The following is a 9,968-nucleotide window of genomic DNA, read 5'->3' as shown; positions in this document are numbered from 1 at the left end:
AAAATCCTCGGTCAGATACTGCCCCGGCGGCAACGCCGGCTCCGACGACCGAGGCCGACCCTGAAAGCCCGGCGAGACGATACCCATCCGCTACTCCTATCACCTTTCCGGGTGTGCCGGATCATGATCCCGGCAGGTGATCATAGAGCGGCCGACCGCCGGCAGGTCGACGGCGGACCCGGCGGCTACTTGGTCGGCCCCTCCGGCGCCCCGTCGGAGGTGAACGCACCCGTGCCGGGTTCGGTGGTCAGGTAGACGTGCTGGTGCCCGTGTCCCGCGTCGATGTTGATCTGGTCGAGCTGGGCTGCCGCGATGGACCAGGCCGTGCCGGCCGCCGTACGCTGACGGGCCGCCAGGTCGATCACCGGCCGCTGGGCGGTGGCGGGCAACGTACCGACCAGGGCGTACGTGTCCAGTGCGGTGGCCAGGCCGTCGACCGCGGCCCGGAGACCGCCGCGCGCCACGTTGGTGGCGGTGCTGCCGGATGGGCTCTCCGCATGCCGCTCGACCGCCCGGCGCATGGTCTGCTGCCAGGTCGTCAGCTTGTCGGCGGGTGCCGGCTGGCCGGTCTCGACCGCGGCGTCCAGTTCGGACAGCAGTGGGCCGAGCTCGTCCCGCGTGGTCCGGGCGGCCGTGGTCAGGCTGCCGATCTGCTCGGTGTCCCGCTGCGCTTCCTCCTCGCGCAGCTTGTTGACGGCGGTCTCGGTCTCGCTCGGCCCGCCGACGGCGTAGCCGATGCCGGCGCCGATGAAACCGGCCAGCACCACCGGCAACAGCATGGCGAAGACCAGGGTGCCCACACTCGGCCGCCTGCTCGTCGGGGCCTTCGTGTAGGAGGGCTTGCCGGTCCTGCGAGACATGTCCGTTCCTCCCGGGGCATCAACCACCGCACGCACGTTGCGTAGAGGTTACGGCTTTGATGCGGGGCAGTCTATTGCCCGGTTGGAATCGACCGAACTTTCGTCACTCTCAACGAAAGTCGATGTCTCCACAACCGGTCTAGCGCCGCCGGGCTCGACCACCGGGCATCAACACCGGTTCGACCAGGTCGCGGAACTCGCGCGGCAACTGACTCATCACGTCGTCGAACTCACCGCCGGTGACCGCCTCCCGCACGGTGGTCAGGACGGCCCGGACCCCGGTACGCGCCGCGGTCTCATCGACACTCGCACGCTCGGCAACCCGCCCGATGAACTCCTGCGCCCCGAACGGTTCTGCCGCGTCCTGCGGACTGCGCATCACCGCCTGCAACGGCTGTGGCAGCTGAGCGGCCAGATCGATCGCCTCGCCGCCGGTCAACCTGTCGGCCAGCGTCTGCAGGGTGCCTCGGCTGAGGTCGATGGCCGTGTCCGAGTCCACCTCCGCGCGTTGCGCGACCATGTCGACGAACGTGTCGTAGTTCATGACGGCTCCTCCCCGGCGTCGCCGCGGTCCGGCGTCGCGTGCCGGGCGCGTACCCCCGCCGGGTCGGGTGAAACGACGTCGACCTGCGGGGCGCAGCGGTGCGTGAAGCCGGCAAAGCGGGGTAAGTGCTGCGCGGGGAGAACCAGACGACCGGCGAGGAGCGGGATTCACATGGTGACCAACGCCGAGGTGCTGCGCTACCTCACCGCACTCGACTTTCCCGCCACCAAGGACGACATCGTCGCCGAGGCCGAACGGGAAGGGGCGTCGGACGACGTGCTCCGCGCCCTGCGGGCGATGCCGCCGGCCGACTACGGCAACATCAACGAGGTGGCCCGCTCTGCGCGCACCAACTCCAATCCCGAGGTGACCCCCGCCGATCTGGCGGCGCGGGCCCGGGACCGCAAGCACCAGCGGGTCGCTCGGCACCTGCGCCAGAGCTGACCGGTGCAGCCCGTCGCCGAAGCGGAGTGCCGGCGTTGACCGCGACCCGCCCGCGCCGGGAGCCGCTCCGGTCCTCGCTGCTGCTGATCATCATGGCGGTGGTGGGGGCCACGGCCGCAGTCCCGGTCGGACTGTACGACGCGGCGGTGCTCGGACCGCTCGTCGGCTGGGACGCCGCCGCGCTGTTCTACCTGATCTGGGCGCGCTCCAGGCTCTGGCCGCTGGACCCGACCGAGACCGCCCGGTTCGCGCTGCGGGAGGACACCAACCGAGGGTTACGCGACTCGCTGCTTCTCTTCGCCTGCCTTGCCAGCCTGCTGGCGATCGGGGTCGTGCTGATCCGGGCCCAGCCGCTGGACGGCTTCTCGGAGCAGTTGCACATCGCTCTCGGCATCATCAGCGTCATCTTCTCCTGGGCGGTCATCCACACCGTCTTCGGCAGCCGCTACGCCCGGCTGTACTACACCGGTACCGACGGCGGTGTGCGGTTCAACCAGCAGTCGCCGCCCCGGTACACCGACTTCGCGTACCTGGCCTTCACCATCGGGATGACGTTCCAGGTTTCCGACACCCCGCTGAGCAGCCCGGAGATCAGGCGTACGGCGCTGCGCCACGCGCTGCTGTCGTACCTGTTCGGCGCCGTGATCATCGCGTCCACGGTGAACCTGATCGCGGGCCTGGTGCGGTGAGCCGACGGCGGACGGGGACCGGCGCGAGGAACCTGCTCGAAACGGACACCGGACGAGGTGCCGGTCACGACAGGCATGACCGGGACACCACGTCCGACGAAACTCCGGCGACAAGCGGCGTCCGAACCGAACGCGATCACCGGATGGCGGAGGTCCAGCCGAACCGGTTGGACAGCCCTGCCAGACCTATCCTACGAGGTGGGATCACCCGAAAGGCGGCGAACACCATAATTGTGGGGGAGCCCACGTACGATTGGGTGTTTATGCTGCGATTTGGTGGTACCTGTCGTCCAGATCCACCATCGCCAGCGCCCCGACCAGCCAGGCGAGCTTCTCCGACTCCCGGCTGCCGGCGAGCGCGGCCAGATCCTCCGCCGTACGGCCGAGACCCAGCTTGCGAGCGGCGGTGAGCGCCCGGCGGTCCGCCGACGGCGGCACCTCCTGCCAGAGCGCCTGGACCTCGCGGAAGAAGAGGTCGACCACCAGATCGTCCACTCCGGGCAACCGCCTGAGCCGATCGCGCTCCCGGACGGCGTCGTACCCGGCCATCGCCCGCATCCGCCGCAGGTCACCGCGATACCGCTCGGTGACCAGCGCGGCCAGGTCACCGAGCTCGGTGGCCAGCTCGTCCGCGTCCCTGCGCCCGCAACCGCGCAGCACCGTGGCCCGGGTCTCGTGCAACGACCGGCCCATCCGAGCCGCACTGTCCCAACCCCGGTCGCGCAACGCCCCGGCGGTCTGCGCCGCTCGCCGGGGGTCGCCGGGGCGACCGAGCAGAATGGAGAGGTAGAGCAGCTGGAACAGCGCGGCCGGGTTGTTGGTGACCCGGAAACCGAGCTGATCGGCGAAGCCCCGCCCGCTGCCGGCCAGTCGCCGGACGAACCGTTTCTTGTCCTCCACGCTCATCGTGGTCGCCATGCCGTGCGACTACCCGAAACCGCGCCGGCCACGCCGATCGGATGCCCCCTTCGGTACTCCCCCGGCCGGTACGCTGCCCGGAACGCCGATGACGCACCGGATGGAACGGGAGACAGATCGTGAACTGGACGCTCGAGGTCGTGGTGGTTCCGGTGTCGGACGTGGATCGCGCGAAGGCGTTCTACGCCGAACAACTCGGCTTCACCGTCGACCACGACACCCGGATGGGCGAACAGGTCCGCCTGGTCCAGCTCACCCCGCCCGGATCGGGCTGCTCCGTCGTGATCGGTTACGGGGCCGTACCGCAGATGCCACCGGGCTCGCTGAAGGGCCTGCAACTGGTGGTCCCGGACATCCACAAGGCCCATGCCGAGCTGGTCGAACGCGGCGTGCAGGTCAGCGAGGTCCAGATCCTCGGCCAGAACCCGAGGCCGACGCCCGACCCGCTGGACAACGTCGGCTTCGTCTTCTTCAGCGACCCGGACGGCAACGAGTGGGCCGTACAGCAGATTTCGTCGCGCGGCTGAGCACCGACGTCGGTGGGCCGATCAGTCGAGGGCGGCTCTCGGGACGATCATCCGGCGCAGCTCCCGCTTGAGCACCTTGTGGCTCGGCCCCAAGGGCAGCTCGTCGAGAAACCGGACCTGGCGCGGGTACTTGTGCCGGCCGAGCCGCTCGCGCGCCCAGTCGATCAGCTCGGATTCGGTCGGAGCGGGCGGCCCGGCCGGATCCAGCACCACCACCGCGCAGATCTCCTCGCCGTGCACCGGATCGGGCACCCCGATGACGGCCACCTGGGCCACCGCCGGGTGCCGGGCGACAATCTCCTCGATCTCGCGCGGGTAGACGTTGAACCCGCTCCTGATCACCAGGTCCTTCTTCCGGTCCACGATGGTGACGAAGCCGGACTCGTCCTTCGTGCCCAGGTCGCCGCTGCGGAACCAGCCGTCGACCAACGCCTCGGCGGTCGCCGCCGGCCGACCCAGATAACCGGCGAAGACGTTGTGGCCACGGATGACGATCTCGCCGATCTCCCCCGTGGGAAGCAACTCGATCCGGTCGTCCAGCTCCGGCCGGGCGATCTCCACCTCGACGCCCCAGACCGGGTGCCCGACCGTACCGGCGCGGGTACCGAAGTGCGGCTGGTTGGTGGTCGCGGTCGGTGAGGTCTCGGAGAGGCCGTACCCCTCGAAGATCGTGGTGGCGAAGGCGGCGTTGAACCGCTCCAGCACCGCGAGCGGCAGCGAGGCCCCGCCGGAGATGCAGAGCCGCAGCCGGGGCAGGGTCGGCGCCTCGGCGGCGGCGGCGAGCAGCCCGATGTACATCGTCGGTACGCCGTGGAAGACGGTGACCGCCTCGCGCAGCATCAGCTCGATCGCGGCGGCACCGGTGAACCGGCTCAGCAGCACCAACGTCCCGCCCACCCGGAAGGTGCCGTTCATCGCCACCGTCTGACCGAAGGTGTGGAACAGCGGCAGGCAGCCGAGCACCACGTCGGCGCTGCGCGCGTCGTTGGCGTCGAACACGTTCACCGTCGCGTTCATGACCAGGTTCAGGTGGGTGAGCAGCGCCCCCTTGGGCTCACCCGTGGTGCCGCTGGTGTAGAAGACCACCGCGGTGTCCTCGGCCTCGCGGGTCACGTACGACGGCAGTGGCGCGACCTGGTCGCTGACCTGCTCCAGCCGGCGGACCTCGATCCCGGCGGGCACCGGGCCGACGGTGACCAACCCAACCCCGGCGCGGTACGCCGCCTCGGCGCCGATGGCCAACTGGCTCGTGTGACAGACGAGCAGGTCGGCACCGCTGTCCCGGAGCACGTAGGCCATCTCCTCGGCGGTGAGCAGCAGGTGCACCGGCACCACCACCGCACCGGCGACCAGCGCCCCGTAGTAGGCCCGGGGGAAGTCGACCACGTTCGGCGCGAGCAGCGCCACCGTGTCGCCCGCGCCGATGCCCAGCTCACGCAGCCCGGCTGCGGCGGACCGGGCCTCCAGCCACAGTTCGGCGTAGGTCACCCGGACCTCGCCGTCCACCACGGCGACCGTGTCGGAGTGCCGCCGGGCCGCCTCGGCGAGCACCATCGCCAACGACAACGCGGTCATTTTCCCTCCTCGAAGTAGAGCCGGGACACCGTTTCGGCGACGCAGACCGGCTTGACGCCGCCCGCACTCTCCACTGTGACCGATGTGACTACCTGTAAACCACCCGTCACGGGTTCCGCGCCGACGATCAGTGCGGTGGCCCGGATTCGCGTACCGACGCGCAGCGGGGCGGGGAACCGTACCCGGTTGAGGCCGTAGTTGACGCCCATCCGTACCCCGTCGACCCGGTACAGCTCGGTCACCAGCACGGGCAGCAGGGACAGGGTGAGGTACCCGTGCGCGACCGTCCCCCCGAACGGTCCCGCCCCGGCCCGCTCCGGATCGACGTGGATCCACTGGTGGTCGTCGGTGGCGTCGGCGAACAGGCCCACCCGGTCCTGGTCGACCGGGTACCACCGGCCCGGACCGAGCGGCTCACCGACCGCCGCCAGGAGTTCGGCGGGCGAGGCGAAGGTCCTCATCCGAGGTGCCCTCCCAGCTTGGTGTAGCCGCGCAGCAGGTCGCGGGCGATGATCAGACGTTGCATCTCGTCGGTGCCCTCGAAGATGCGGTACAGCCGCACCTGCCGGTACCAGCGCTCGATCGGCAGCTCCCGGGTGTAACCCATGCCGCCGTGGATCTGCAGGACCCGGTCGACCACCCGGTTGACCATGCCGGCGCCGTAGAGCTTCGCCATCGACGACGCGTGCCGGGGGTCGAGCCCCTGGTCGACCGTCCACGCGGCACGCAGGATCAGCCAACGGGCCGCCTCCAGTTCGGTCTCCGAGTCGGCGATCATCCACTGGATCGCCTGGTTCGTGCCGATCGGCGTACCGAAGGTCTCCCGGGTGTTGGCGTGCTCGATCGCCATCCGCAGGGCCCGTTCGGCGATCCCGACCGCGTGCGACGGAATCGTGTAACGACCCTTGCCGATCCACTGCATGCCGAGGGCGAACCCCTGGCCCAGTTCACCGAGGATGTTGCGGCCGGGCACCCGTACGTCGTCGAAGACCAGCGCGGCCGGGCCACCCTCCCCCATCGTCTGGATGAACTCCGAACGCCACCCCATCGACCGGTCCACGAGGAAGGCCGTGCTGCCGCCGTCGCGTACGCCCCTGTCCCGGTCGGTGACCGCGACCACGATCGCGAAGTCGGCGTCGTTGCCACCGGTGATGAAGGTCTTCTCGCCGTTGAGGATCCAGTCGTCGCCGTCGCGGCGGGCACTGAGCTTGATGTTCGCCGCGTCCGAGCCGGCACCCGGTTCGGTGATGGCGAAGCAGGAGAGCCGCTCACCCTCGATCGTCGGCACCAGGTACTCGTGCTTCTGCTCGTCGTTGGCGTGGAACAGGATGTTGTCCGCCTCGCCGCCGAACCGGAACGGCACGAAGGAGCGGCCGATCTCGGTCCAGATCAGCGACTGGGTGACCGCCGGCAGGTCCATCCCGCCGTACTCCTCGGGGGTGGCCAGCCCCCAGAACCCGAACTTCTTCGCCTTGAGCTGCAACTCGCGCAGCTCGCCGCGATCGATTCCGGGCCGGTGCGCCCGCTCCCGGCGCAGCACCTCGGCCTCGAGCGGAACGACCTCACGGGTGATGAAGTCCCGGGCGGTGTCGCGTATCGCGCGCTCTTCGTCGCTGAGCGAGAAGTCCATGATGTCCTCCGAGGGTGTGATCGGGGTTCAGCGGGCCCCGCCGTTGACGTACAGGGTCTGACCGCTGACGTAGGAGGCGTCGTCGCTGCCGAGGAAGGCGATCACCGAGGCGATCTCCTCGGGCTGGGCGACCCGGCGCAGCGGCGTGTGCTCGGCGGCCCACCGCTGGTGGTCCTCCGGGGTGCTGCCGACCCGCTCGGCGGTGGCGGCGGTCATCGCGGTCGCGACATAACCCGGTGCGACCGCGTTGACGGTGACCCCGAACGGGCCGAGTTCGATCGCCAGCGTGGCGGTCAGCCCCTGCACCCCGGCCTTGGCGGCGGCGTAGTTCACCTGGCCCCGGTTGCCCAGCGCGGAGCGGCTGCTCAGGTTGACGATGCGGCCGTAGCGCTGGCCGACCATCTGCGCCTGGGCGGCCTGGCAGCAGAGGAACATGCTGGTGAGGTTCGTGGTCAGAACCGCCTCCCAGGCATCGACCGGCATCTTGAACAGTAGGTCGTCGCGGGTGATGCCGGCATTGTTGACCAGCACGTCAAGCCGGCCGTACGCGTCGACGACCCGGGCCGTCATGTCCGCCACCGCGGTGGCGTCGGTGACGTCGCACCCGATCCCGACGGCCCGCGCACCGGCGGCGGTCAGCTCGTCGGCGACCGAGGTGGCGGAGTCGGTGTTCAGGTCCACGACGGCGACCGCCGCCCCCTCGGCGGCCAGCCGGCGGGCGGTGGCCGCGCCGATGCCCTGTCCCGCGCCGGTGACGACGGCTACCTTGCCGGCATATCTGGTCACTGTTCTCCTCGTGGGTGGTGGATCGGTCGGGGGGTCAGAACGCGGAGACACCGGTGAGGGCGCGTCCGATGAGCAGTTGCTGGATCTGGCTGGTGCCCTCGTAGAGGGTGGCCACGCGGGCGTCGCGCAGGTACTTGCCGACCGGGAACTCGTCGATGTAGCCGTAGCCGCCGAAGACCTGGACGGCGTTGTTCGCCGCCCGTACCGCCGCCTCGCTGGCGAACAGCTTGGCCATCGAGGACTCGGTCGCGTACGGACGGTCGCGGTCGATCAGGTCGGCGACCTGCCAGACCAGCAGCCGGGCGGCGGCGGTGTCCACCGCGATCTCGGCGAGCAGGTGCTGGACGAGCTGGTGGCCGGCGATCTGCTTGCCGAACTGTTCCCGCCCGGTCGCGTAACCCACCGCCGCGTCCAGACAGCCCTGGGCGATGCCGACGCAACCGGCGGCCACCGACATCCTTCCCTTGGCCAGGGTGGACAGGGCGAGCCGGAGGCCGGCACCCTCGGCGCCCAGCCGGGCGTCGGCCGGTACGCGTACGGCGTCGAAGGCGAGTTCGGCGGTTGCCTGCCCGCGCAGCCCGAGCTTGCCGTGGATCTCGCGCCGGTCCAGGCCGGAAGCGCCGGTCGGTACGAGGAAGGCGGTGACGCCGCGCGGCCCGGGTTCACCGGTACGGGCGAAGACCAGCGCGACGTCGGCGGTGGTGCCGTTGGTGATGAAGACCTTCGAACCGGTGATGAGCCAGTCCCCGCCGTCCCGGACCGCCCGGGTGCGCAGCGAACCCGCGTCGGAGCCGCTGCCGGGCTCGGTCAGCGCGAAGCACCCCAGGGCCTCACCGGCGCAGAGTCGGGGCAGCCACTGCGCCCGTTGCGCCGGGCTGCCGTGTACGGCGATCGCCTTGGCCACGAGTCCGAGCGAGACGCTGACGATGCCGCGTACGGACGAGTCGCCGCGTCCCAACTCCTCCAGCACCAGGCAGTACGAGAGGTGGTCGCCGGCGGAGCCGCCGTCCTGCTCGGCAATGGTGAGTCCGAGGAAACCGACGTCGCCGAGTCGGCCGACGATCGCCGGGTCGACCGCCTCGCGACGGTCCCATTCGGCGGCGTGCGGCCGTACCTCGCGGTCGACGAACTCGGCCGCGAGCCGGCGGACGGCCGCCTGCTCCTCGGAGAGCTGGAGGTCCATGCATCTAAACTAGCGCTGCAAGTTTTATCTCGTCCAGACCCCGTGTGGCAGAGTTTCCGCAACGAGCTCCGGTGACACCGGTAAGACGGAGGAGGAGGTACGCCATGCCCCGGCCACGGCAGGCACTGCTGAGCCGGCAGCGGATCATCGAGACCGCCGCCGCCCTGATCGACGCGGACGGGCTCGGCGCCTTCTCCACCCGGCGACTCGCCGCCGAACTGGGCGTACGCGGGCCTTCGCTGTACAACCACTTCGCCACCAAGGACGAGATCCTGGACGCGGTGGCGGACAGCATCACCGCCCAGATCGACGTCTCGTCCTTCGGCACGGCCGACTGGCGGGAGGCGCTGCGCCGGTGGGGACTGTCCTACCGGGCCGCCCTCGCCGCCCACCCGCACATCGTCCCGCACCTCGCCCAGGGGCCGGGACGTCGTCCCGCCGCCCTGGCCATGGCCGACGCCGTCTACGGCGGGCTGGTCGACGCGGGCTGGCCACCGGCGCGGGCCACCCACATCGGCGCGCTGATGCGTTACTTCGTGACCGGGTCGGCACTGGGGTCGTTCGCCCGAGGATTCGTCGAGGATCCCGGCTTCTACGCCGAGCAGTACCCCCACCTGACCCAGGCGCACCGGCTCGCCGAGCACCAGCAGAGCGTCGACGAGGGCGCGTTCACGCTGGGCCTGGATGCCCTGATCGACGGGCTCGCCCACACCTACGAGCGGATGGTCGGACCGCTGCCACCCCTCCCGTCCGGCGCCGGGGCGTACTAGAGTCAAAACTTGCACCGCTAGTTTCCGTCGACCCGAGGGGCC

Annotated in this window: 12 protein-coding genes and 1 pseudogene; 4 read left to right on the top strand and 9 right to left on the bottom strand. The window is 70.4% G+C overall.

Going from position 1 to position 9,968, the window contains the following annotated elements; translation table 11 throughout:
* From ACWEFB_RS36095 to ACWEFB_RS36085, 3 genes and pseudogenes are all read right to left on the bottom strand, one after another.
* A pseudogene (locus ACWEFB_RS36095) lies at positions 1 to 87 on the bottom strand (sulfite oxidase-like oxidoreductase); the annotation flags it as partial.
* 98 nt (positions 88 to 185) lie between these two features.
* Positions 186 to 860, bottom strand: a complete 675-nt coding sequence (locus ACWEFB_RS36090) for a hypothetical protein (protein ID WP_452292748.1) — start codon at positions 858 to 860, stop codon at positions 186 to 188.
* 139 nt (positions 861 to 999) lie between these two features.
* On the bottom strand, positions 1,000 to 1,404 hold the full coding sequence (locus ACWEFB_RS36085) for a DUF2267 domain-containing protein (protein WP_452292747.1): 405 nt from the start codon (positions 1,402 to 1,404) through the stop codon (positions 1,000 to 1,002).
* A 171-nt stretch (positions 1,405 to 1,575) separates the two neighbouring features.
* Between ACWEFB_RS36085 and ACWEFB_RS36080 the strand changes: the two genes are divergently transcribed.
* A complete protein-coding gene (locus ACWEFB_RS36080; RefSeq protein WP_326558228.1) occupies positions 1,576 to 1,848 on the top strand; it encodes a DUF2795 domain-containing protein in 273 nt (90 codons plus the stop codon).
* A gap of 35 nt (positions 1,849 to 1,883) precedes the next feature.
* Positions 1,884 to 2,537: a DUF1345 domain-containing protein gene (locus ACWEFB_RS36075; protein WP_452292746.1), complete on the top strand. Its 654-nt coding sequence runs from the start codon at positions 1,884 to 1,886 to the stop codon at positions 2,535 to 2,537.
* A 261-nt stretch (positions 2,538 to 2,798) separates the two neighbouring features.
* Here the strand turns inward: ACWEFB_RS36075 and ACWEFB_RS36070 are convergent, their stop codons facing one another.
* Complete coding sequence (locus ACWEFB_RS36070; protein WP_452292745.1) at positions 2,799 to 3,455, bottom strand: hypothetical protein; 657 nt, start codon at positions 3,453 to 3,455, stop codon at positions 2,799 to 2,801.
* 119 nt (positions 3,456 to 3,574) lie between these two features.
* On the opposite strand from ACWEFB_RS36070, the gene ACWEFB_RS36065 reads away from it, so the two are divergent.
* The gene (locus ACWEFB_RS36065) at positions 3,575 to 3,982 is read left to right on the top strand and encodes a VOC family protein (RefSeq protein ID WP_452292744.1); all 408 of its coding nucleotides are present in this window, start codon (positions 3,575 to 3,577) and stop codon (positions 3,980 to 3,982) included.
* 21 nt (positions 3,983 to 4,003) lie between these two features.
* Here ACWEFB_RS36065 and ACWEFB_RS36060 read toward each other — a convergent pair whose 3' ends face one another.
* Genes ACWEFB_RS36060 through ACWEFB_RS36040 form a run of 5 tightly spaced genes read right to left on the bottom strand, consistent with a single transcriptional unit; the run spans position 4,004 to position 9,156 of the window.
* Positions 4,004 to 5,557, bottom strand: coding sequence for a long-chain-fatty-acid--CoA ligase (locus tag ACWEFB_RS36060; RefSeq protein ID WP_452292743.1), 1,554 nt, complete (start codon positions 5,555 to 5,557; stop codon positions 4,004 to 4,006).
* Entirely contained in the window at positions 5,554 to 6,018 is a 465-nt protein-coding gene (locus tag ACWEFB_RS36055; protein WP_452292742.1) for a MaoC family dehydratase, read from the bottom strand. The genes ACWEFB_RS36060 and ACWEFB_RS36055 overlap by 4 nt, the downstream gene beginning before the upstream one ends.
* Positions 6,015 to 7,187, bottom strand: a complete 1,173-nt coding sequence (locus ACWEFB_RS36050) for an acyl-CoA dehydrogenase family protein (RefSeq protein WP_452292741.1) — start codon at positions 7,185 to 7,187, stop codon at positions 6,015 to 6,017. The genes ACWEFB_RS36055 and ACWEFB_RS36050 overlap by 4 nt, the downstream gene beginning before the upstream one ends.
* 27 nt (positions 7,188 to 7,214) lie before the next feature.
* On the bottom strand, positions 7,215 to 7,973 hold the full coding sequence (gene fabG / locus ACWEFB_RS36045; RefSeq protein WP_452292740.1) for a 3-oxoacyl-ACP reductase FabG: 759 nt from the start codon (positions 7,971 to 7,973) through the stop codon (positions 7,215 to 7,217).
* Positions 7,974 to 8,007: 34 nt separating this feature from the next.
* Positions 8,008 to 9,156, bottom strand: coding sequence for an acyl-CoA dehydrogenase family protein (locus tag ACWEFB_RS36040; protein WP_452292739.1), 1,149 nt, complete (start codon positions 9,154 to 9,156; stop codon positions 8,008 to 8,010).
* 104 nt (positions 9,157 to 9,260) lie between these two features.
* Between ACWEFB_RS36040 and ACWEFB_RS36035 the strand changes: the two genes are divergently transcribed.
* A complete protein-coding gene (locus ACWEFB_RS36035; protein ID WP_452292738.1) occupies positions 9,261 to 9,926 on the top strand; it encodes a TetR/AcrR family transcriptional regulator in 666 nt (221 codons plus the stop codon).
* The last annotated feature ends 42 nt before the right edge of the window (positions 9,927 to 9,968 follow it).

Source organism: Micromonospora sp. NPDC004704 (genome assembly GCF_053601675.1).
The sequence above is the reverse complement of the archived record's forward strand: the minus strand, read 5'-3'. Positions and strand labels throughout refer to the sequence as shown.

Excerpts from the sequence above, each read along its gene's own strand:
- ACWEFB_RS36090 (WP_452292748.1), bottom strand. The coding sequence starts at position 860 with ATGTCTCGCAGGACCGGCAAGCCCTCCTACACGAAGGCCCCGACGAGC.
- ACWEFB_RS36085 (WP_452292747.1), bottom strand. The coding sequence starts at position 1,404 with ATGAACTACGACACGTTCGTCGACATGGTCGCGCAACGCGCGGAGGTG.
- ACWEFB_RS36080 (WP_326558228.1), top strand. The coding sequence starts at position 1,576 with ATGGTGACCAACGCCGAGGTGCTGCGCTACCTCACCGCACTCGACTTT.
- ACWEFB_RS36070 (WP_452292745.1), bottom strand. The coding sequence starts at position 3,455 with ATGGCGACCACGATGAGCGTGGAGGACAAGAAACGGTTCGTCCGGCGA.
- ACWEFB_RS36060 (WP_452292743.1), bottom strand. The coding sequence starts at position 5,557 with ATGACCGCGTTGTCGTTGGCGATGGTGCTCGCCGAGGCGGCCCGGCGG.
- ACWEFB_RS36055 (WP_452292742.1), bottom strand. The coding sequence starts at position 6,018 with ATGAGGACCTTCGCCTCGCCCGCCGAACTCCTGGCGGCGGTCGGTGAG.
- ACWEFB_RS36050 (WP_452292741.1), bottom strand. The coding sequence starts at position 7,187 with ATGGACTTCTCGCTCAGCGACGAAGAGCGCGCGATACGCGACACCGCC.
- ACWEFB_RS36040 (WP_452292739.1), bottom strand. The coding sequence starts at position 9,156 with ATGGACCTCCAGCTCTCCGAGGAGCAGGCGGCCGTCCGCCGGCTCGCG.
- ACWEFB_RS36035 (WP_452292738.1), top strand. The coding sequence starts at position 9,261 with ATGCCCCGGCCACGGCAGGCACTGCTGAGCCGGCAGCGGATCATCGAG.